Origin of the sequence: Paenibacillus sp. GCM10027629 (assembly GCF_042676425.1) — a bacterium.
In the GTDB taxonomy this organism is placed as follows: domain Bacteria; phylum Bacillota; class Bacilli; order Paenibacillales; family Paenibacillaceae; genus Paenibacillus_K; species Paenibacillus_K terrigena.
In genome coordinates this window covers 414,368-435,522 of record NZ_JBHTGZ010000009.1, presented here as the reverse complement: position 1 = coordinate 435,522, position 21,155 = coordinate 414,368, and the positions used below count along the sequence as shown (strand labels likewise).

21 protein-coding genes are annotated in these 21,155 nt (G+C 46.1%); 5 read left to right on the top strand and 16 right to left on the bottom strand.

Features of this window, described 5'->3' with window-relative positions:
• Positions 1–8: 8 nt before the first annotated feature.
• The 6 genes from ACFQZR_RS11280 to ACFQZR_RS11255 all read right to left on the bottom strand — a co-directional run bounded on the left by ACFQZR_RS11280 (position 9) and on the right by ACFQZR_RS11255 (position 6,459).
• Complete coding sequence (locus tag ACFQZR_RS11280) at positions 9–878, bottom strand: carbohydrate ABC transporter permease (RefSeq protein WP_379345810.1); 870 nt, start codon at positions 876–878, stop codon at positions 9–11.
• Between the two features lie 20 nt (positions 879–898).
• Entirely contained in the window at positions 899–1,792 is an 894-nt protein-coding gene (locus ACFQZR_RS11275) for a carbohydrate ABC transporter permease (RefSeq protein ID WP_379345808.1), read from the bottom strand.
• A gap of 238 nt (positions 1,793–2,030) precedes the next feature.
• Complete coding sequence (locus tag ACFQZR_RS11270; protein ID WP_379345806.1) at positions 2,031–3,422, bottom strand: ABC transporter substrate-binding protein; 1,392 nt, start codon at positions 3,420–3,422, stop codon at positions 2,031–2,033.
• A 170-nt stretch (positions 3,423–3,592) separates the two neighbouring features.
• A complete protein-coding gene (locus ACFQZR_RS11265; protein ID WP_379345804.1) occupies positions 3,593–4,360 on the bottom strand; it encodes a hypothetical protein in 768 nt (255 codons plus the stop codon).
• A complete protein-coding gene (locus ACFQZR_RS11260; protein ID WP_379345802.1) occupies positions 4,357–5,799 on the bottom strand; it encodes a sensor histidine kinase in 1,443 nt (480 codons plus the stop codon). The genes ACFQZR_RS11265 and ACFQZR_RS11260 overlap by 4 nt, the downstream gene beginning before the upstream one ends.
• A gap of 3 nt (positions 5,800–5,802) precedes the next feature.
• On the bottom strand, positions 5,803–6,459 hold the full coding sequence (locus ACFQZR_RS11255; RefSeq protein WP_379345800.1) for a response regulator transcription factor: 657 nt from the start codon (positions 6,457–6,459) through the stop codon (positions 5,803–5,805).
• A gap of 284 nt (positions 6,460–6,743) precedes the next feature.
• Between ACFQZR_RS11255 and ACFQZR_RS11250 the strand changes: the two genes are divergently transcribed.
• Together ACFQZR_RS11250 and ACFQZR_RS11245 are read left to right on the top strand one after the other, a co-directional pair.
• Complete coding sequence (locus tag ACFQZR_RS11250) at positions 6,744–7,607, top strand: ABC transporter ATP-binding protein (protein WP_379345798.1); 864 nt, start codon at positions 6,744–6,746, stop codon at positions 7,605–7,607.
• A 207-nt stretch (positions 7,608–7,814) separates the two neighbouring features.
• Positions 7,815–9,029, top strand: coding sequence for an MFS transporter (locus ACFQZR_RS11245; RefSeq protein WP_379345796.1), 1,215 nt, complete (start codon positions 7,815–7,817; stop codon positions 9,027–9,029).
• Positions 9,030–9,044: 15 nt separating this feature from the next.
• On the opposite strand, the gene crcB (ACFQZR_RS11240) is transcribed toward ACFQZR_RS11245, so the two are convergent.
• Positions 9,045–9,407 carry a fluoride efflux transporter CrcB gene (crcB, locus tag ACFQZR_RS11240; RefSeq protein ID WP_379345794.1) on the bottom strand — a complete coding sequence of 121 codons (363 nt, stop codon included), beginning with the start codon at positions 9,405–9,407 and terminating at the stop codon, positions 9,045–9,047.
• A gap of 22 nt (positions 9,408–9,429) precedes the next feature.
• Entirely contained in the window at positions 9,430–9,816 is a 387-nt protein-coding gene (crcB, locus tag ACFQZR_RS11235) for a fluoride efflux transporter CrcB (RefSeq protein ID WP_379345792.1), read from the bottom strand.
• Between the two features lie 202 nt (positions 9,817–10,018).
• On the opposite strand from crcB (ACFQZR_RS11235), the gene ACFQZR_RS11230 reads away from it, so the two are divergent.
• Positions 10,019–10,456: a hypothetical protein gene (locus ACFQZR_RS11230; RefSeq protein ID WP_379345790.1), complete on the top strand. Its 438-nt coding sequence runs from the start codon at positions 10,019–10,021 to the stop codon at positions 10,454–10,456.
• A 193-nt stretch (positions 10,457–10,649) separates the two neighbouring features.
• Positions 10,650–11,558, top strand: coding sequence for an ROK family protein (locus ACFQZR_RS11225; protein WP_379345788.1), 909 nt, complete (start codon positions 10,650–10,652; stop codon positions 11,556–11,558).
• Between the two features lie 92 nt (positions 11,559–11,650).
• Here the strand turns inward: ACFQZR_RS11225 and ACFQZR_RS11220 are convergent, their stop codons facing one another.
• From ACFQZR_RS11220 to ACFQZR_RS11210, 3 genes are all read right to left on the bottom strand, one after another.
• Entirely contained in the window at positions 11,651–12,979 is a 1,329-nt protein-coding gene (locus ACFQZR_RS11220) for a hemolysin family protein (RefSeq protein WP_379345786.1), read from the bottom strand.
• A gap of 143 nt (positions 12,980–13,122) precedes the next feature.
• Positions 13,123–14,436 (bottom strand): replication-associated recombination protein A, encoded by a 1,314-nt coding sequence (locus tag ACFQZR_RS11215; RefSeq protein WP_379345784.1) that lies wholly within the window; start codon positions 14,434–14,436, stop codon positions 13,123–13,125.
• 86 nt (positions 14,437–14,522) lie between these two features.
• Positions 14,523–15,539, bottom strand: coding sequence for a ketoacyl-ACP synthase III (locus tag ACFQZR_RS11210; RefSeq protein WP_379345782.1), 1,017 nt, complete (start codon positions 15,537–15,539; stop codon positions 14,523–14,525).
• Positions 15,540–15,709: 170 nt separating this feature from the next.
• Here ACFQZR_RS11210 and ACFQZR_RS11205 point away from each other — a divergent pair, with 170 nt between their 5' ends.
• Positions 15,710–15,907 carry a hypothetical protein gene (locus ACFQZR_RS11205; protein WP_379345780.1) on the top strand — a complete coding sequence of 66 codons (198 nt, stop codon included), beginning with the start codon at positions 15,710–15,712 and terminating at the stop codon, positions 15,905–15,907.
• Positions 15,908–15,979: 72 nt separating this feature from the next.
• On the opposite strand, the gene ACFQZR_RS11200 is transcribed toward ACFQZR_RS11205, so the two are convergent.
• The 5 genes from ACFQZR_RS11200 to dtd all read right to left on the bottom strand — a co-directional run bounded on the left by ACFQZR_RS11200 (position 15,980) and on the right by dtd (position 21,143).
• Positions 15,980–16,738, bottom strand: coding sequence for a tRNA threonylcarbamoyladenosine dehydratase (locus ACFQZR_RS11200; protein ID WP_379345778.1), 759 nt, complete (start codon positions 16,736–16,738; stop codon positions 15,980–15,982).
• 17 nt (positions 16,739–16,755) lie between these two features.
• Positions 16,756–18,537, bottom strand: a complete 1,782-nt coding sequence (aspS, locus tag ACFQZR_RS11195; protein ID WP_379348800.1) for an aspartate--tRNA ligase — start codon at positions 18,535–18,537, stop codon at positions 16,756–16,758.
• 37 nt (positions 18,538–18,574) lie between these two features.
• Positions 18,575–19,822, bottom strand: coding sequence for a histidine--tRNA ligase (gene hisS / locus ACFQZR_RS11190; protein ID WP_379345776.1), 1,248 nt, complete (start codon positions 19,820–19,822; stop codon positions 18,575–18,577).
• A gap of 622 nt (positions 19,823–20,444) precedes the next feature.
• The gene (locus tag ACFQZR_RS11185) at positions 20,445–20,588 is read right to left on the bottom strand and encodes a hypothetical protein (RefSeq protein ID WP_379345774.1); all 144 of its coding nucleotides are present in this window, start codon (positions 20,586–20,588) and stop codon (positions 20,445–20,447) included.
• Between the two features lie 108 nt (positions 20,589–20,696).
• A complete protein-coding gene (dtd, locus tag ACFQZR_RS11180) occupies positions 20,697–21,143 on the bottom strand; it encodes a D-aminoacyl-tRNA deacylase (protein ID WP_018757071.1) in 447 nt (148 codons plus the stop codon).
• Between the last annotated feature and the right edge of the window lie 12 nt (positions 21,144–21,155).

The following is a 21,155-nucleotide window of genomic DNA, read 5'->3' as shown; positions in this document are numbered from 1 at the left end:
ATCCTCCCTTATCCTTTAATCCCCGATAGCTGAATGCCTTCGACAAAATAAGACTCTGCATAAAGATACAACAGCACCATGGGTGCCATAAACAGAACCGATGCAGCAAACGCAACACCCCGGGCCCCTTCATTAATTCGCGACAAATATAGCGATAACGGCTGCTTGAATGCATCCTCCAGAAAAATAAGCGGCTGCTCGACCATATTCCAATTGTCAACGAACAGCAAGACGATCAGTGCTGCGATTCCAGGTTGAATTAGAGGAACGATAATCTTATAAAAAATCCTTAATTGTCCAGCTCCGTCCATTTTGGCCGCTTCGATATACGAATTCGGAATATGCAGCATGAACTGTCTTAGCATAAATACACCGAAAGCACTGAAAATTCCCGGTAAAATAATCGCGGATGTTGTGTTCATGAGTCCAAGTTTCTCCACAATAATGTAGTTGGGAACCAAGGTGACTTGAAACGGCATAATCATGGTCATTAAATAAATGACAAACAACTTATCCCGACCCCAAAATCGAAGCTTGGCAAAAGCATAGGCCGCCAGAGATGCGACTAGCACTTGCCCAACGATAATAGGCGTGACCAACCATACGGAATTCCAAAACATCTGAAGGAACATCGGTTTATGAACCAACACCTCCGCATATTGATGAAATGACAGCCAATCGGGGAATATCTTCAAGTTAACAAAGCCATCTTTCTCTCCTGCTGAAGTATTGATCATCTCGCCAATGAGATGATAGTTATGCTCAATCTCACCTTCCGTCATCAAGGAGTTGGTGAATGTAACAACAATAGGAAACAGCATCATCGCGGCGATCATCCCCATCACCAACGTCAACGCAAACTTGCGAAAAAAAGCCAACCCTATCACCCTCCTTATGCTTAATCCATGAATTGCCGAAAACGGCGTTCTATGGAGAGCATGACTGTCACACTGATTAGAATGAAGCCAACCATCAACGTGGCAGCGGCCGTTAGTTTCTGAATATCGAGTGATAGAAACATGTTGTTCATATAATGCTGCAGGATATAAATACGGTCATGTGGATAATCTCCTGCAATCAGATACGTTTCACGAAAAACTTTGAAGGAATTAATAATAGACATCAGAACGACAAAGAACATGGTCGGAGTCAAGTAGACCAGCGTAATATGAATCAATTTATGAAATCTACCAGCACCTTCGATATCCGCCGTTTCATAGTAATCCTTAGGTATACTTTGTAGTCCGGCCAAGAATAAAATGATGTTGTACCCGATATTTTTCCATGTGTACACGACAACCAACACACCCATGGACCAATCGGATTTCATCCAATCGATCCGTTCGATATGCATGCTTTGCATCCAAACATTTACTGTACCATTCCAGTCGAACAATATTTGCCACATCATGACGATCGAGGCGACAGGTACCACAAGTGGCAATACAAAAGCCGTCTGCAGCCAATTCCGAATAAATAATTTTTGATTCAGCAAAATCGCAAATAATAAGGATAAAACAACGATGAGCGGTACACTTATACCGGTAAATAGGAATGTGTTTGATGCCGCTTTACGGAAGGATCCGCTAGCCAACAGTTCATTATAATTATCAAAACCGACAAAAGAGCCATCTACCGCGCTATCTTGGAAAGAATAGAAAAATCCCATAACAAACGGAATAAGATAAAAAATTGCGAAGCCTATCAAGCTCGGCGCTATGAAAAGAACAGCCACCATCCAATCTTGTCGTAGCAACTTAAATATTTTGCCCCGATAACATTTTCCCACCATATTTAACATCTCCTAAATCCACTTCGAATGCGAAAAATGAACCTTCTCCCAACCTTTTCACTGAGCATATTCGTTCATCGTCGACTGCCACGACTTGTACTTCTACCAGTGTAGTACGGGAATATATGATAAGTGAGATGGACTTGTAATGAAGTTGTAAAATGCTGAATTCAACAAGCAGCACAGCGCAAAAAGGCCAACTGCGGTTGCAGCTGACCTTGATTCTGTCGGCTCCTGGTTATTCATTCAAGAAGGTCGTCACTCGATTTTGAATTAACTTCCCTACGTCTTCGGCTGACTTCTGTCCGCTGAAGAAGGCCTTCGATTCATTCGTAATGATCTCGTCGATCTTGGAAGGTCTGAACTCCACCGGATAGATCGCTTCAGCCAGAAAATGTTCCAATCCTTGAAGATCCTGTGCTTTCACGTCGAATACCTTTCCCTTCAGCGGTCCCATTTCTTGATCCGATATGACTTTGCCTTCCTGCAGCAGCAGATGCACTTGCTTCTGATAGACGTTCTTATTTAATGGGAAACCCGCGCTGCCTGCTTTGGCTTGTACTTCATCCGACAACATAAATTTGATGAAATCCCATGCTTCGGCTTTAACCTCCGATTTGGCATTCATCCCGATTGTTTTGTAGGTTCTGAAATATCCTCCCGCTTCCTTCCCGTCTGCATGAGGTTTGGCGTACAGCTTGGACGTAAATTCATATCCCTTCCCATAATGTTCACTCTGCTTCATCGTTCGAATGTAGTCTGCAGGGGAAACAATCGACGTGTTCCAGAATATCGAGCGTGATGCGGTCTCTGAAGCCACCTGTTCATCGAATAACGATTTCACTTGTTGCAGCAGGGCGGTAAACCCTTGTGAATCGAAATTGGCTTCACCCTTAGCCTGATCCACATAGGTAGCATATTGATCTTTAACCATTTCATTTAACAAATAAGGCGATTCGCTTAATAAGGCCGTTTGGTTCTTGGAAGAATCCGCCTTCTTTAGTTCTTTGGCCACGTCGACGAATTGACTCCAGTTCCAATTTTGATCATCGATCTTCACACCGCTTTTATCGATCACCGTTTCATTGCCTACAAGGCCGTACAGGAAGAAGTTCAGCGGCATGCCATAGATCCCGCCGTTCAATGTAACAGCGTCCAGGATGTTTGTGAAATATTGGTCTTTCTGAAAAGACGGATCGTGATCCATCATCTCACTCATATTGACCAACAATTGTTTGTTCACATAGCTTCCCATCGGCAACAAGTCCATCTCAATGAGATCCGGTCCTGCGCCAGATAACATGGCTGTATTCGTCGTCTTAATATACTTTTCGCTATCCGCTTCGCCATGGGCGTCATCACTCTCGACATATCTGAGATCAATCGTAATATTTGGATGTTTGGCCTCATATTTCTTTTTTGCCTGCTTAAAAAACTCATCAGGAAAATAGGTGGAGAACACGATCGTTTTTTTCTCCCCGTCCAATTTTAAATCCGGCGTATTCTTCTCTTTTAGCGTTTCTGTTTTCTTATTTTCGCTTTGTGTCTCCCCCTTACCCGCAGGGGTGCTGCATGCCGAGACCGAAATGATCAGTAGGATCGTTAACATCATGAATAATGTTTTTTTCATTTCATTCTTCCTTTCCCTTATGAACTTACTATCCCATGAACCCTAGTGTAATAGGCGAATATATGGTAAGTAAGATGGACTTGTATAGAAGTTGTAAAATTTAGATTCAAGCGAACAAGTCACACACAAAAAGACCAGCTGCAGGTGCAGCTGGCCAAATATCTGTAGATTTACGACTCTGTATAATATTGTAGGAGCGCCATCACGTCTTTACTGAATCCCGCCACTTGCTCCGTACTCATTTGAACTTGAACACTATATTTTATCATTTGATTTGTCTTGTTCAAATAATACACTTCCGGTCTATAGCCCCAACGAATCTGTTTCTTATCGAAGGTCAACTGCGATAATGGTTCATTCATTTTCTCCTGAATAAAACGGTCCGCCACCCCATGGACCTCATCCATGAGCCGATCTGACACGACATCGTTGTATACAATAGGGGACTGGTCGACATTATTGATTCGAAGTACCTCCCCATCTCTCGCATTAATAACGACATCAAAAACTTCCCTAGGGTCAGCATCATGAATCAAGGTAACATAGAATAAACCACTCGGAATTTTTTTCAACTCTGCTTCAGCGTCCATCTCAAATGTGAACATCTGCCTCTCGCGCGGGTGACTCTTATATTTCTTTTCCACCCGGTCCAGCAGGTCTTTCAGCTTCAATTGGTCTACCGCAAGCAACTCGTCAAATTGAACGTCATCGATCGATAAGTTCTTATCGTAATATTTGTTGACCGCATTCAGACTGACAGTCTTCACCGCATCCTGCGACAGCACGCCTTCATACTGCACTTCATTCTTATTCGGCTCTTTCGTTATTTTCTTCACCATCACCTTGTCTTTGGCAATGCCGTTGAATAGGCCTTCGCAACCCGTCAGCGACACCATCACGAATGCTGCACCGATGAGCATTCGAATTAGCTTATTCATATATCCCCCCCGCCTTTCGGATGGATCGGTTCGAAAATAACTCGAATCGTCGTGCCCTCATTTTCTTCACTCTCAACTTCGATAACGGCATGGTGCATCCTTGCGACACTCTGACAAATAGAGAGTCCTAGTCCCGCTCCCTGGTTACCAGGCGATCTTGCTTTATCTGCCATATAGAACGGTTCGAATATTTTGTCACGATGCGATTCAGAGATACCCATCCCTTGATCCATCACTTCCAGCATGTATCGATCATTCTGACTGAAAAGTCGGATCGTAATGCTCTGCTGTAGGGCAGAAGCCTTCAACGCATTATCGACGAGATTGAAGATCAGTACTTTGATCAAATCCTTGTCCAACAGCAGTCTGCCGCCTTCTACACAATCGAGGACGATAGCAATCTGCTTCTCCTTCGCCATCATCTCAAGTGACGGTTTCATTTCGGCGATGATCGATCCTAGGTCTTGTTCCTCCATCTGACCGCGGCCCTCTTGCAACGAAATCAAGTCCATCAACTTATGCGACAGCGACTCTAATCGTTTCCCTTCGGTATAAATAACATCCAGACCGTCGAGGAATTGTTCTTCGTTATATTTCGTCGTTCGCAGGAAATTGGCATATCCGATAATCGATGTCAAAGGTGTCTTTAATTCATGGGTAAAATTATCGATAAATCGCTGCTTCTCTTGATTGTGCCTCTCCAAGTCTTGAATCTTATCCTCAACAACCGCAGCCATTTCATTAAAATTACGAGCCAGAATACCAATCTCATCCTTCGATTTCAATGGGACGCGTTCCGAAAATCCTCCCTGCGCAATCCTTTGAGCCGTCCGGTTCAACCGATCAATCGGCTTTGTCAGCCCTCTGCTAACGAAGAGCATGATCAGCATATAGAGGAAACAGGCGGCAATATCCACTTTGGCGAAGAAGCGATACTGCTCCAAGCGATCCGCGTACAAGGAGGTCACATCTTTCATGTAGGTGAAGACATAGCTTTTATGATGAATATCCGTAATATTCGAGGTGAACAGGATCGTACGCTGATCGATATCTCGAAGAATGTAATGAATCTCATCCACAGCCAGCTTGCTGAGTTCTTCACGATGGATCGGCATCTTAAAATCAACATTGCTATAAATCGACTGATTCTTATCATTCGTAATATCGATATAAACCTGTTGATCGCGATTCTTCTCTACGAATTCCTTGGCGACATTGGTTAATACCGTCTTCTCATAATCAAGCGAATCATAGATTCGAAGAATCGGAACAATCGCGTCGATACTTGAATGAATGCTCATGTTCTGACTTATCGCGCCGTTGATTTCCTGCGACAAAATCTTGTTATGGCTTCGTTCGATCACCAGGATCGAAGCTGCATTAAAGATAACGACGAAGACTAGGAATGAAAACAATGAAATTTTATGCCAAAATTTCATGGCTTAATCCTCCAGCCGATAACCGATTTTGTAAATGGTCTTAATATGATCCTGCAGCTGAAGCTTCTTACGCACCGACTTGATATGCATGTCCACCGTTCGGGTCTCGCCGTAATAATCGCTACCCCATACTTTATCGAGGAACTGCTCTCTAGAGAGGGCAATATTCTTATTCTTCAACAACACCACAAGTAATTCATATTCCTTCGGCGTTAGCTCAACGGTCTCCCCATGCAGCGTTACTTCCCGTTTGTCCAGATCGACTCGGACATGCTGTATCATCATCACCTGCTCTTCTTTGCCGTATCTGCGCAGCACCGTCTCCATGCGGGCCAGCAGCTCAATCGCTTCGAAGGGCTTGACCATGTAATCTTCGGCCCCAAGCTTAAGTCCGTTTACCTTGTCATAGACCGAATTTTTGGCTGTCAGGAAAATAACCGGAATGCCATAAGGTTTTATTTGTTCCATTAATTCGAACCCATCCAACTTGGGAATCATGACATCCAGCAGAATGAGGTCGAACTTTTCTTGCCTCACCGCTGCAAGCGCAGCTAATCCATCGTATACCTCGACGGTCTCGTAATTTACTAAGTTGAGATTCATTTTAATGATTCTGGAAATATGGATATCATCTTCTACGATCAGTATCTTTTGGGGCATGCTAATCTATCTCCTTACATATCCTGTTGTATCTATCTATATGATTCTATCGGATTGCAGAGCATTTCTAAAGAGCAATATCTGACTCCCCCAAGCGCGGGGTCAAAAATTGTACAAATTTGAATTTCGCAAAAACTATTGACAATGATTATGAGAATCATTATCATTTGAATAAACATAACGGAATTTTGCTCATTTAACATATCATTGATTTCAATTGGACGTAACGGGCTAACAGGCAGATCACTTCTGACCTTAGCTGCTTATAAAAAGGGGTAGACTAAATGAATCGTTTATTTACGGAGAAGCTTCATATTGCGTATGATAATCGCCTCATCGTTGAGGATTTAAATCTTGTCATTCCTGAAGGAAAAATTACAGCACTTGTCGGCGCGAACGGGTCCGGTAAATCGACGATTCTGAAGACGATGGCACGTATTATGAAGCCACAGAAAGGCACGGTCATCCTGGATGGACGTTCCTTGCATCGTCAATCGACACGCGAGGTTGCGAAGCAGCTGGCGATTCTACCTCAAAATCCAACGGCACCAGATGGTCTTACCGTCAGCGAACTCGTCTCCTACGGTCGCTTCCCGCATCAGAAGGGATTCGGCAACCTGAATAAAGAAGATCAAGAAATGATTCAATGGGCGTTACAAGTGACTGGTATGAGCGCATTCAGCATGCATCCTGTCGATCAGCTATCTGGTGGTCAACGACAACGTGCATGGATCGCGATGGCACTCGCTCAAGGCACAGATCTGTTGTTCTTAGATGAACCGACAACGTTCCTCGATATGGCTCACCAATTGGAAGTCTTGAAGCTGCTCGAGCAGCTCAATCAAGATCAGAAACGCACCATCGTGATGGTCGTCCATGATTTGAATCATGCTTCCAGGTTTGCGCAGCATATGGTAGCCATTAAGAGCGGTAAAGTTGTAAGCTCCGGCTCACCAACCGAAGTCATCACACCAGAAGTGATGCGAGATGTGTTCGGCATCGAAGCCGATATCGTGCCTGATCCAAGAACGGGCCTGCCACTCTGTCTGCCTTACGAATTAGCAGGCACGCCATACAGTAGTTCCTCCAGCCGTCCATCGACTGGAACGAAGCAAGCTTCGCTCCAGTCAATGGCTGCTGCTCAATAACATACAGAATTAACCACGGTTTAAATCTGATCAACCCTCACCTGAAAAAGCCCTAAAGGGTAAAATCGTACAATGTTCTTCGCCATTTTGTATGATTTACTCTCTAGGGCTTTTTCTTGTCTGTGCTCTATGATATGTTGTTATATATTTCTAGATTGACTTAAGAGACAGGTGATCATCATGAAGCTTCCACTTCACTTCAATAAAATGTCAGAATTACCCCGCGAGGTTTGGATTTTTGTTACGGCTAGCTTTGTCAATTCCTTAGGCAGTGCATTTATGTGGCCTTTAACATCGCTCTACATCTATTCCTTCTTCCATCGATCAGCTGCTGATGCAGGCCTTGTATTGCTCGGACAAGCACTCGCCAGTATTGCTGGGCAACTTGTCGGCGGCACTCTATTTCATCGCGTCGGTATGCGTGCCTTAGTCGTCAGTGCACTATTTATGACGTCATTGTTCCAATTCTCGTTAATGTTCACAAGCAATTTCCATATCTACTCTCTGCTCATGGCGTGTGTAGGCTTCTTCAATGCCATCAGCATGCCAGCCATTGCGGCATTTATCGGCTTCCGTTGGGCGGATCGTCGACGAGAGATGTACAATATCGCTTACGTGGGCAATAATCTAGGTGTTGCGATTGGTACCGCATGCAGCGGCATTATTGCAAGTTTCTCCTACCAGCTCACGTTCGTATTGAATGGTGTAACATCCCTCTTATTCGCTACGTTCTTCTGGGTGTTCATGAGCAAGTTGGACTTAAATCTCTCTTCAGCTGATCGCTCCAAACATCAGAAGAAAACGAAATCTTCGTTCCAGCAGACTTGGCAATTGCTCTCGGCATACCAAATTTATCTCTTCATGGCACTTGGAGCCTTATTCATTATGTTTGGTAATTCGATCTGGGGGACGGGTGTGTCGACCTTACTTAACAGTATCGGCATGAAGCCTATTGCATTTAGTATTCTATGGACACTGAATGGTGTTCTGATCTTTGTCGGTCAGCCGTTCGTCCGGTGGCTCAATGATCGATTTATGAGACAACTCACGTCGCAACTTACCGGAAGCGCAATTTTCTATATGGCTGGATTCATCATGATTCTCTTGAATCACAGCTATCCTATGATCATCCTCGCTATGATCACGATTACGATTGGGGAAATGCTGATTTCTCCAACCGTCCCTGCTTTCATCAGTGAGCGGACTGGCTCTAACGCCCCCTTCTATCTCGGCGTTGAAGGAGCCATTAGCAGCTTAGGCCGGTTATTCGGCCCATATGCCATTGGCTTTATGTTCGATACAGGCGGCATTCATTATGCAGCTTGGGTCGCTGTAGCAGGCGGCGTCCTTGCCGTGATCTGCTGTATCATCCATGCATCCTTCCATCGCGAAGAGGAAGTGAACCTGCATGCGAACATGTAGCATGGATGAACAGCCTTAGCTGTTGAAGATAAGGAACCCGGCACCTGCACCTACGAGGCTAAGAATGACAGAAGTCGTCACATAGATAATAGCTTGTGTTCTTAATTCACGTTCCAGCAATCGTATTGTTTCAACACCAAATGTCGAGAAGGTCGTGTAAGCGCCGCAGAAGCCTATCCCAAGAAAAGAATACAGCGTCTCCGATATCTCGTGCTGCCCGTAAAGTGCTGCGAGGCAGCCGAGAATGATCGAGCCGCTTATATTGATCACTAAAGTCCCCAATGGATAAGAGGATGTTGCCCGAGAAGTGACCCAAGCTCCTAGGAAGAACCGACTTATGCTCCCGAGGATACCACCCGCGCCAATGATCCATAACATTTACTAATCACTCCTTCCCGCTTCACTCGCACTTTGCACCTTGCACAGCAGCTAATCTAACCCCGATGTAAGCCAGCAATAATCCACCGATCACGCTACTCAAAATATATAGCATGGCCGTGAGCCAATGTCCCTGATCCATCAATCGGAAAGTCTCAACAGCAAACGTCGAGAATGTGGTAAATGCACCTGTAAACCCTGTGCCAAGTGCAAGAGTCCATGTCGGTGAGATCTTCAGCGACTTCCCTGCTGCCGTTAGAAGCCATCCGAGGAAAAGACATCCGCTCCAGTTAATGATGAGAATTCCCCAAGGGAAGCCATCCACTGCAGGAATCCATTTACTTAACCCATATCGAAGCACGGCGCCCACAAACCCACCGGTCCCTACTGCCAAAACTTTATAAATCATTTATCCCATCACCTATTTCAAAAAACGATATATTGCTATTTAACCACACCTTTCCATAAAAACAACAATCCACCCACAACCGCCAAAAGTGTTAACAAAAAATTCATAAATCCCGCGTAAGAGAAATACCATTTGGCCGGTGATCATGGTATCGTAACTGTATGCGCAATCATCATTGCAGCTTTCATGAGGAGGTTTCACAATGAACCGATATACCATCGTATTTGATGTCGGTGGAACAGAGATTAGAAGCGCTATCGTCTCAGAGTCGGGGAAAGTATTAGAGAAGACCGCCAGAGTATATCCGGCGTATTCGAACCAAAGCAGACATTTTCTCTTGGATTATCTCTATGAACTGATTAAGAAGCAAGCTGCAACAATTTCTGGGTCCGATCTCATTGCAGGAATCGGATATGTATTTCCAGGATCCTGTGATCTTGACAGAGGAATTAGCTACATACGGGAGCAGAAGAAGTTCGAATCGCTCTACGGTGTTAGCATCATCGACGCGATGAGAGATCGCATCGTTGCAGATACGCGCCTATTGCCACGTATGGCAGCAGATTATCGTATTTTCTTCGATCAAGACACAACTTGGGCAAGTCTACAGCCTCGTGAGCTTATGCACGTCGGTGGATAACAGATACAATTAGAACTAGTACCCAAAACATAAATTACGCCCATGGTTGCCTCTCGCAGCCATGGGCGCTTCTATATCAGCGAACGATATTTCGCTGTTATGAGTGGTTTTTGCCCGAAATCTTTAGTATCATGATACAAGGGAGCGCGCTTCCCGAACGTTACAACGAAGACTTAACAAGGATGTGTAACCTATGAATCCCTTCACAATCGTATTCGACGTCGGTGGTACTGCGATCAAAGCAGCTGTCACGACGGCCCAAGGCGAAGTCATTGAATCTACTGTAGAAACGTATCCCGCACACTCAGATCAAAGTAAAGAATTCATGCTCGACCATTTCTATCAGCTTATTCGCAAACAAGCGGCTAAAATTAGCGATCCTAACCAGACTCTTGCTGGTGTAGGATATGCTTATCCCGGCCCTTGTGACTATGAACGAGGTATTAGCTTAATTCAAGGTCTACAGAAGTTCGACGCCCTGTATGGCGTGAGCATCCTGGATGCTATGCGTGAACGCATCGATGCTGATCAAGCATTACGCAGCCGGATGATCCCGAATTATCGAATCATATTTGATAACGACGCACGTCTATTTGGTGTGGGTCAGTTGTTCATTGGACCTGCCAATAAAACCGATCGAGCCATCTGTATTACGATTGGTACAGGAACCGGTTCCGCATTTATTGACCAAGGCATCGCACTGAAAAATAAAGAAATTTACGCTCGTCCCTTCCGGGATAGCATGATCGACGATTATATATCCAAACGCGGGGTATTACGCATTGCTGCTGAATTAGGACTTCCTGCAAGCCTTGACGTCAAAGATATCGCAGATGCAGCACGGGATCAGCACGATGAACAAGCGATTGCCGTATTCAGGCAATTCGGCGAGATGTTCGGTGAGGTCCTACTGCCATTCATGGACGAATTCGGGCCTAAACTGGTCATCATTGGCGGACAGATTGCCAAGGCGTCCGATCTCTTCTTGCCTTATACGAGACAAGCTATGCAAGATCGCGCACCTGAATTCCATACCGTTATGAATAGCTCGCACAGTACTTTTGCAGGAATATCTGCACTTATCCAAGGTTATAGTGAATAAATCACCCTAAGAATTTATAAGATCTACACGAATGAAAAAAGGAGCCCATCCGCGCATCGCAGATTGGCTCCTTTTTTTATTATTTATGTCGATTACACTGCTTCTAAAGCATCTTCCTCTGATCTCTCTCGAACGACCTTACGGAGCGTAATCCGAGATACTCGTAAGTTATCTGTCTCTTCAACAATGAAATCGTAATCTTCATACGTAATGGATAAGCCCTTCTTCGGAGGAATCTCGATTTGGGCATACAACCAGCCACCAATGGTGTCATAGTCGACCGTCTCAATCTCCAGCCCGAACTTATCATTGACTTCATCAATTAACAGAAGTCCATCCAATGAATAAGTCAACTCATCCTTCTTCTCAATCGTAGGACGCTCTTCATCGAACTCATCTTGAATCTCGCCGACGATTTCTTCCATGATATCTTCTAAGGTTACAAGACCCGAGGTACCACCATATTCATCGATCAAGATCGCAATTTGCGTCTTATTCTTTTGCATTAATTTGAGTAATGCACTGATTTGCATCGACTCAGGAACGGATGTAATCGGACGAATCATCGAACGTGAATCATTTAACTCTTCGGATTTGAGCAAATCTTTAATATGAATAAATCCAATAATATGGTCTTTATCTTGCTCACAGACCGGATATCGTGTACGCATTTCTTCGAGCGCAATCGCTTTGTTCTCATCATGCGACAAATGCGTGTATAGACAGATCATCTCTGTCCGCGGAATCATAATCTCACGGGCTGTCGTCTCCGCGAATTCAAATATATTATCTACTAAGGTCATTTCGGTGTTATCGATCAGACCACTCCGGTTACTTTCTTTCATCAAAATACGAATTTCTTCTTCGGTATGCGCAGAATCATGTTCGGATGCCGGTGCAATGCCGAACAACCGAAGTAAATTGTTCGCAAGTCCGTTAAGCACCCAAATGAACGGATACATGATCTTGTGGAAGAACATGAGAAACGGCGCAGTCCATAGCGTCACATTTTCCGACTTTCGAATCGCCATCGTCTTTGGTGCAAGCTCACCTAGCACAATGTGTAGAATCGTAATCACTAGAAACGCAATAATAATAGAAACCGTATGAATAAGTACATCATTGAAACCTAACGCTTCAAACACAGGTTTGAGCAGTTGTGCGATTGCTGGCTCTCCCAGCCAACCTAGTCCTAGTGATGCGAGTGTAATTCCCAACTGACAAGCCGATAAATAGGCATCCAAGTTATTGACGATGCTCTGTGCGAACTTCGCATTCTTACTGCCTTCTTGCACAAGGGTATCAATTCTACTCCCCCGTACTTTCACCATCGCGAACTCCGCTGCGACGAAGAAACCATTCAGAAATACGAGCACGAACACAAAAAATAAATTCAACAAACTCGGTAAAGGGTCATCCATTCATTCCCTATTCTCCTTTGCGAAACTTAATTCACAAGCGCTAAAGGCGAATAGGTACACCTCCTTCAGATATGAAAATCTTATATTAATATTATATTATACCGATGAGTAGGTTTGTCCGTCAAATGAAGGAAAATTTTCGTCTATGATTTTGGTTGTCGCCGAAGCTGCTGGTTATGCTTAATTTTCTCTTCCATACCTTGCTCAGAGGCCATATAGAAGACACGATTTCGAATGTTCGCAGGCAAATAATCCTGCACGACATAATGCCCTGGATAATCATGCGGATATTTGTACCCTTGATGTCCCAGCTTCTCTGCCCCCTTATAATGCGTATCGCGCAAATGAAGCGGCACCTCGGCTGACTTGATCTCCTCCATCGCTTCCATCGCGCGATAGATGGCGAGCGGAATCGCATTCGACTTCGGACTCTCAACAGCAAATAGAATGGCCTGAGCAATAATATATTTGGATTCCGGCCACCCGATCTTATGATACGCATCCAGCGCGCTGGTCGCTTGAACGAGCGCTTGCGGATTAGCTAAGCCGATGTCTTCGCTGCATGCGACGGTCAGACGACGGATGAACGTCATCGGGTCCATGCCGAGCTTCTCGACGGCATAGAAGAACCAGAACAACGCGGCATCGCTCGATCCGCGAATGCTCTTGTGGAACGCCGACAAGACGTCGTACTGCGTCGACTCGTCTGCACGGACCGTCGGGCGGCGGATGGACTCCTCCGCCACCTCGAGTGTGATGCGGACGCTGCCGTCCGCATCCGGCGGCGTCGTCAGCGCCGCCAGCTCCAGCGCATTCAGCGCACGGCGAATGTCCCCATTCGCCATGCTGGCGATGTGCGTCAGCGCCTCTTCATCGGCGCTGAGCTGCATGAAGCCGAGGCCCCTGCCCTCATCCGACAGGGCACGGCGCATGGCCAGCAGCGAATGCACCTGCGTCAGCGGCTGTAGCTGGAAGAGTGTAGAACGACTGAGCAACGCCCCGTTCACATAATGGAACGGGTTCTCCGTCGTCGCTCCAATGAACACGATGATGCCCTGCTCCACCGCAGGCAACAGCGCATCTTGCCTTGAACTGTTGAAGCGATGCACCTCGTCCAAGAATAGAGTCGTCTTCGTCCCATACATCATCTTATTCTGTTTCGCTTGTTCTATGACTTCTCGTACATCCTTAACCGATGCATCGACTGCATTTAGGCGTACGAATGTACCTTTTGTCTGCCTCGAAATGATATGAGCTAACGTCGTCTTCCCGCATCCTGGCGGCCCATAGAGAAGAATCGAGCTGACCTGATCTGCTTCGATTGCTCTTCGAAGCAATTTACCCGGTCCTACAATATGTTCCTGACCAATGTATTCATCCAGGGACTGCGGCCGCAGTCGATCTGCGAGCAAACGCTGTCCCGGATCTGATTGTTCTTGATAAGAGAATAAATCCATCGTCTAATCCCAACCCTTATTTATTCTGCGATATGATGCTAACACTTGTTCTTATATCATACCACAAGTAAGCTAAGGGAGCCTAACTACATCCAGCGAAGGATCAATCCTGTGTACGTAAGACCGCCGCCAAAGCCGAACAATAACATATTGTCGCCCGGCTTCACTTTGCCTTCCTGGACCCCAAGATGGATGGCGAGCGGAATCGATGCAGCCGATGTATTGCCGTAATATTCGAGACTATAGAGCGCCTTCTCAAATGGAATATCGCTCTTCTCACAGATCGATTCGATAATGCGCAAATTCGCGCTATGCGGTACGAACCAATCAATCTGCTCCGTTGTTCCACCTGTCTGATCCAGTAACGCAGCAATTCCTTTTGGTACCGTACTCACCGCGAAGCGATAGACTTCCCGACCATTCTGTACGATCTTCCCATCTCCAACAAGTTCTGTACCATGCAGCGCCTTCCGTGCTCCTGACCGATATACATGCTTCCCGCCGGCTCCATCCGTTCCTAGAGTAGCCGCCTGAAATGCGCCGTTCCCCATATCGCGCTCTAGCATAACCACACCCGCTCCATCACCAAAAAGAATGCAGGTCGTGCGATCCGTGTAATCTGTCACAGGAGTTAATGTATCTGCACCAAATACGAGAATCTTCCGATGCAACCCAGCGCTGATGAGACCATTCGCCATATGCAAGCCATATGCGAATCCCGCACAGGTCGCATTAATATCTAACGTTCCAGTGCTCGCAATTCCGAAATGCGCTTGAACAATCGCCGCTACTGAAGGAAATGGAACATCAGGCGTGTTCGTCGCCACCAGAATCATATCGACATCATCAAGGGTAACGGGATAGTTCGCAAGCATGTCGTCGACAGCCTTAATACACATATCACTCGTAAACTCACCTTCATGGACGGCTCTTCGCTCATGAATCCCTGTGCGCTGTACGATCCACTCGTCACTGGTATCTACCATTCGTTCCAGATCCACATTCGTTATGATTCGCTCAGGTACATAAGCACCAATCGCTGTAATCCGTGCATGCGAAGTTATTTCGATTTTACTATCGTTCAATACATTTGAATTTGTCATGTTAATTCCTCCTTCAGTCATTTTTAGCACTAGATATTAGTATCTGGTGCTAAATTAAGAGCTATCATAACACAACTCCTCATTTAACGCTAGAGGGCTGTTAATAAGGAATTATGCTATGTAGTAATTTAACTCCCATTTTATTACAATATAAGAAAAAGGGGATGTGAATGATGAAGAAAATCCGAAGCTTTACTCTCATCGTTGTAAGCCTTGTATGGGACCTCTGGGTAGGAAACTCGCGTAAAGCCGAATACTACGATAATCACACCATGACTCGTACGAAAATCGGTTACTTCGTCTACATAACGCTATCAGCTGCAATTGCCATTAGTATTGCAAGCTGGGCTTACCTCCGGCTGAAATAATCTCACCTATACTTGGCATAAAAAAATAACCTGCTCTCAACCAAATCGGCCAAGAACAGGTTATTCGCATTATTATGATTCTTCTGTCTGCATAGTTGCGAGCAAATCACGTACTGCAACGCTGGTCATAATTAGCCCAACGGTTGGGGGTACGAACGCGTTACTCGCTGGCGGCATTTGCGCTTTGCGAATATCCGGCGCATTCTCCGGTACGATCCGCTGGGTAACATCTTCGCGCGGCTTCAGCGGCTCTTCCGTCGAGAAGACCACTTGAACACCTTTTTTAATGCCTTCCTTGCGAAGCTTCTGACGAATCACACGTGCAATCGGGTCCATAGACGTCTTCGAAATATCCGCTACTTGGAATTTCGTCGGATCCATCTTATTCGCTGCACCCATGCTCGAAATGACCGGGATCCCGCGCGTGAGACACTGTTTGATCAGATGAATCTTGTAGATGATCGTATCCGATGCATCCAGTACATAATCGAGTGGATATTGGAACAACTGCTCATAGGTCTCTTCCGTGTAGAACATATTCAGTGCGATGACATCGCAATCCGGATTAATGAGCTTAATCCGGTCACGCATCAAATCCGCTTTCTTCTGTCCCACCGTCGTCGTTAACGCATGAATCTGGCGATTAATGTTCGTGATGTCGACCACATCTTTATCGATGAGAATGATCCGGCCAACCCCTGTGCGCGCGAGCGCCTCCGCTGCGATCGAGCCGACGCCGCCAATCCCAAGGACCGCGACGGTACTTCTCTTCATTTTGTCCAGACCATCCGGACCAATCGCCAGTTCCGTTCTAGAAAACTGATGAAGCATAGTGCTGATTGCCTCCTCTAGCCGATGACAGCTTCAGCTGCTTTTTTCGACAGCTTGATGTGCAATTGATCGAGCTGTGCGCTCTCAACCGGTGATGGCGCATTGCTGAGCAAATCTGTTGCACTTGCTGTTTTCGGGAATGCGATCGTCTCACGTAGGTTCGTACGGCCTGTGAGCAGCATCACTAAGCGGTCAAATCCGAATGCAATACCACCGTGTGGAGGCGTTCCGTATTCGAATGCATCCAGCAAGAAGCCGAATTGTTCTTTCGCTTGTTCTGGCGAGAAGCCAAGTGCGTTGAACATTTTCTCTTGCACATCACGTTTGTAGATCCGCATCGAACCGCCGCCGACTTCATAACCGTTCAAGACGATATCGTAAGCTTGTGCACGAATCTTTCCTGGGTCAGTGTCGAAATAATGCACATCATCTTCGTTCGGACGCGTGAACGGATGGTGTTCTGCGACATAGCGTTTCGCTTCTTCGTCATATCCGAGAAGTGGGAAGTCTACAACCCATGCGAATTTGTATTCATTATCGTTAATCAAACCGAGTTGACGGCCGATTTTGAGACGTAGGTTGCCAAGTACATCAGCAACAACTTTCTTGTTGTCTGCGGAGAACAAGAGCAAGTCGCCTTCTTCTGCACCTGTACGCTCTTTGATCGCTGCAATTTCTTCTTCGCTGAAGAATTTCACGATAGGCCCTTTGAACTCGCCGTCTTTCACTTGAATCCAAGCGAGGCCCTTCGCGCCATAACGCGCTGCATATGGTCCTAGATCGTCGATATCTTTACGGCTCCATGTACCGCAGCCTTTTGCGTTCAAGCATTTCACTTCGCCGCCTTTTTCAATAACGGAAGCAAATACTTTTACACCACAGTTCGCTACGATATCGTTCATCTCAATCAATTCCATGCCAAAACGCAAGTCCGGTTTATCTGAGCCATATTTACCCATTGCATCTGCATAAGTTATACGTTGGAACGGCGTAGGAATATCAACGTTAATCGTTTCCTTGAACAAGCGAGCCATGAGCTGCTCCATCATGCCAAGCAATTGATCTTGGGACAAGAAGGAAGTCTCAATGTCGACTTGCGTGAATTCTGGCTGACGGTCTGCACGAAGATCTTCATCGCGGAAGCAGCGTGCGATTTGGTAATAACGCTCGATCCCGCCGACCATTAGCAACTGTTTGAAAATTTGCGGTGATTGCGGCAATGCGAAGAATTCACCTGGATGCACCCGGCTCGGTACTAGATAGTCACGCGCACCTTCTGGTGTGCTCTTCGTCAAGATCGGTGTCTCGACATCGATAAAGCCTTGCTCATCGAGGAAATCGCGGAAAATTTTCGCAGCCTTCGAACGAAGCAATAATGTTCTCTGCATTTCTGGACGACGTAGATCCAGGTAACGATATTTCAAGCGAAGGGACTCATCAATTTCGATGCCGTCTTCGATGAAGAACGGCGGGTTCTTCGCTGCATTTAGAATTTCGATTTCCGTAATTTGTACTTCAACCTCACCTGTCGGCAAGTTCGAGTTAACCGTCTCCGCATCGCGTTCCACGACTTTACCAGAAACAGCAAGTACGAATTCATTCCGCGCACGATCGCCTAATTTAAGCGCTTCGCCGGAGAAATCCGGATTGAATACGATTTGTACGATCCCGCTGCGGTCGCGAAGATCAATAAAGAGCACGCCTCCAAGGTCACGGCGGCGCTGTACCCAACCGTTGAGCGTTACCGTCTCACCGACGTTAGCTTTGGTCAATGTTCCACAGTTATGCGTTTTTAGCATCATTTTCGTTCTACCCCTTTTGGTATATTGTCTTTACCTATTTAATGATTTCTTCAGCTAAGCGAGCAAGTGGTACCATCTTCTGCTCCCCTGTAGTCATCGATTTCAGCGCAATCTCTCCGCGGGATAACTCGTCATCACCTAAAATCGCGGTAAAGCGAGCTTGCATCCGGTCAGCTGATTTCATTTGCGCCTTCATTTTACGTCCCTGGTAGTCTTTCTCCGCAATGATGCCTTGTGTCCGTAAAATATGCAGCTGCTTCGTACCCTCATCCTCCGCCTGCTCGCCAAGTGCAATCAGGTACACATCGAGCGGCTTCGGTTGTGGAATCACAATGCCCTGCTTCTCCAGAATTAGTGCGATTCGCTCCAGGCCGATTCCAAATCCGACACCCGGTTGATCCGGGCCGCCAATACCAGCAACCAATCCGTTGTATCGCCCACCGCCGCCGATCGTATCAATCGCGCCGATGCCTTGTGCTTTATACTCAAACGCAGTATGCGTATAATAGTCAAGCCCCCGTACAAGACGGTGATTAATCGTGTATTCCACACCCATCGCGGTCAAATGCTGCTTCACCTTCTCGAAGTGTGTCGCACATTCTTCGTCCAGACTATCTAGAATCGATGGTGCGTCCGTGAAATATTGCTGATCCACTTTACAATCCAATACACGAAGTGGATTACGATCCATACGAGACTGACAATCCTTACAGAGTTTGTCCCGTAGCGGATTCAAGAAATTGAGCAATGTATCGCGATAAGCTGCCCGAACGGCTGGGTTCCCGATGGAGTTGATCTCCACCTTTACACCTTGTAATCCGATCTCGCGGCAGAACTGATAACCGAACGCCACAACTTCCGCATCAATACTCGGGTCTACCGCACCGAAGGCTTCGATCCCGAACTGATGAAATTGGCGCTGACGCCCTGCTTGCGGACGCTCATAACGGAACATCGGACCGATATAATACAACTTGCATGTATCCGGCTCCCCGTAGAGCTTGTTCTCAACATAGGAACGAACCACGCCTGCCGTACCTTCCGGACGAAGCGTCATGCTGCGGTCGCCTTTATCACGGAACGTATACATTTCTTTCTCGACGACGTCTGTCGTCTCTCCAACACCGCGCTCGAACAATTCAGTCTGCTCAAAAATCGGTGTGCGAATCTCCTTGTAATTGAACCTGCGGCTCAAGTCACGTGCTTTCTCTTCAATAAACTGCCAGTTCTCTACATTCCCAGGCAGAATATCCTGTGTGCCCGTAGGCTTCTGAAATGCCATATTCGATTCCCTCCGTCTAAAAAATACCCCACAAAGTGATGCATTAACTTCGAAGTCCATCCAGGTACTTTGCGGGGACCCCGAAAAATCCTATAGTAACAAAAAAAATCCCCCACCCCTGTCATCAGAACAGGGACGAGAGATTGTGTTCACATTCACCCGTGGTACCACCCACATTTCGAGCTACATCCCCATAATTCAGGATGAATATCGCTCGCTTTACGGTTAACGCCCGTGACACGCAAATCGATTACTGCGAAGGCTTCGCATCGAAGCTCATCGGTTCACCGTTTGTTCTCAGGGAGGTCTATTCGTTCGTCCATCATAAGGATCCTTACAGCCTGGGGATCCCTCTCTGTCTATGTGGGGTGAAGTACTTTATCCCTTCAACGAATCAAAGATTCATAAACTTATTATATGATTGTAGCGAGTTAGTGTAGGAAAGTCAAGATTTGGTTGCCTCTTTGGGGCTGAATTCGATAAGAAGACAGAAAAAAACCTACAAATTCGATTGTAGGTCCAAAAGTTATATTAAAAAGGGGGTCATGTTTGTAGTATAGACCGGCAATGTTATCGGATTGTTTAATTAACATTACAGTTATATTACAAAAAATAAAGCGCTTCATTTCCCCGTTCCATTCCAATCCTGATTACGCTTCGTTGGAATCATCATCTCGGAAGCGAACTCGTTCCCGCTCCGACTGACGCCCATCCGCATCGTCTCATGCATATCATTGCCAAGAATTCGAGCATCTGCTCGTCGCATGGCCATTTCTTTCTTCGATGAACGCAACTCAATCGCTCCTTCACGTAAGACTGGTACCTCCCTAGTCTTCCCGATCGGAGCTCTCTTAATCCATCTGGGTGTTCTTGCTTACTCTTGCTTCGAATCCACGATCAAGGTGACGGGGCCTGAATTTGTAAAGACGACATCCATCATTGCCCCGAACCGCCCGGTCTCTACAACCAAGCCTAGCTCACGCAATCTCGCATTGAAGAGTTCGTATAACTTTTCCGCCTGTTCGGGACGAGCCGCAGCCATGAAGTTCGGACGTTTCCCTTTGCGAACATCACCGTAGAGTGTGAACTGGGAGACCGATAGAATCTGTCCGCCAACATCCACGACAGAGAAGTTCATTTTCTCCTGATCATCTTCAAAGATACGTAGCCCCGCAATTTTATCCGCAGCATACCGAACATCTTGTTCTGTATCTTCATGGGTGATGCCCACGAGCAGCATTAATCCGAATTCAATTTGACCGATGGTCTCACCCGAGACAATGACGCTTGCTTCTTTACAACGCTGTACCACGACTTTCATGAACCACAATTC

Excerpts from the sequence above, each read along its gene's own strand:
- ACFQZR_RS11275 (WP_379345808.1), bottom strand. The coding sequence starts at position 1,792 with ATGGTGGGAAAATGTTATCGGGGCAAAATATTTAAGTTGCTACGACAA.
- ACFQZR_RS11270 (WP_379345806.1), bottom strand. The coding sequence starts at position 3,422 with ATGAAAAAAACATTATTCATGATGTTAACGATCCTACTGATCATTTCG.
- ACFQZR_RS11265 (WP_379345804.1), bottom strand. The coding sequence starts at position 4,360 with ATGAATAAGCTAATTCGAATGCTCATCGGTGCAGCATTCGTGATGGTG.
- ACFQZR_RS11260 (WP_379345802.1), bottom strand. The coding sequence starts at position 5,799 with ATGAAATTTTGGCATAAAATTTCATTGTTTTCATTCCTAGTCTTCGTC.
- ACFQZR_RS11255 (WP_379345800.1), bottom strand. The coding sequence starts at position 6,459 with ATGCCCCAAAAGATACTGATCGTAGAAGATGATATCCATATTTCCAGA.
- ACFQZR_RS11250 (WP_379345798.1), top strand. The coding sequence starts at position 6,744 with ATGAATCGTTTATTTACGGAGAAGCTTCATATTGCGTATGATAATCGC.
- ACFQZR_RS11245 (WP_379345796.1), top strand. The coding sequence starts at position 7,815 with ATGTCAGAATTACCCCGCGAGGTTTGGATTTTTGTTACGGCTAGCTTT.
- crcB (WP_379345794.1), bottom strand. The coding sequence starts at position 9,407 with ATGTTATGGATCATTGGCGCGGGTGGTATCCTCGGGAGCATAAGTCGG.
- crcB (WP_379345792.1), bottom strand. The coding sequence starts at position 9,816 with ATGATTTATAAAGTTTTGGCAGTAGGGACCGGTGGGTTTGTGGGCGCC.
- ACFQZR_RS11230 (WP_379345790.1), top strand. The coding sequence starts at position 10,019 with ATGAACCGATATACCATCGTATTTGATGTCGGTGGAACAGAGATTAGA.
- ACFQZR_RS11225 (WP_379345788.1), top strand. The coding sequence starts at position 10,650 with ATGAATCCCTTCACAATCGTATTCGACGTCGGTGGTACTGCGATCAAA.
- ACFQZR_RS11220 (WP_379345786.1), bottom strand. The coding sequence starts at position 12,979 with ATGGATGACCCTTTACCGAGTTTGTTGAATTTATTTTTTGTGTTCGTG.
- ACFQZR_RS11215 (WP_379345784.1), bottom strand. The coding sequence starts at position 14,436 with ATGGATTTATTCTCTTATCAAGAACAATCAGATCCGGGACAGCGTTTG.
- ACFQZR_RS11210 (WP_379345782.1), bottom strand. The coding sequence starts at position 15,539 with ATGACAAATTCAAATGTATTGAACGATAGTAAAATCGAAATAACTTCG.
- ACFQZR_RS11205 (WP_379345780.1), top strand. The coding sequence starts at position 15,710 with ATGATGAAGAAAATCCGAAGCTTTACTCTCATCGTTGTAAGCCTTGTA.
- ACFQZR_RS11200 (WP_379345778.1), bottom strand. The coding sequence starts at position 16,738 with ATGCTTCATCAGTTTTCTAGAACGGAACTGGCGATTGGTCCGGATGGT.
- aspS (WP_379348800.1), bottom strand. The coding sequence starts at position 18,537 with ATGCTAAAAACGCATAACTGTGGAACATTGACCAAAGCTAACGTCGGT.
- hisS (WP_379345776.1), bottom strand. The coding sequence starts at position 19,822 with ATGGCATTTCAGAAGCCTACGGGCACACAGGATATTCTGCCTGGGAAT.
- ACFQZR_RS11185 (WP_379345774.1), bottom strand. The coding sequence starts at position 20,588 with ATGCGACGAGCAGATGCTCGAATTCTTGGCAATGATATGCATGAGACG.
- dtd (WP_018757071.1), bottom strand. The coding sequence starts at position 21,143 with ATGAAAGTCGTGGTACAGCGTTGTAAAGAAGCAAGCGTCATTGTCTCG.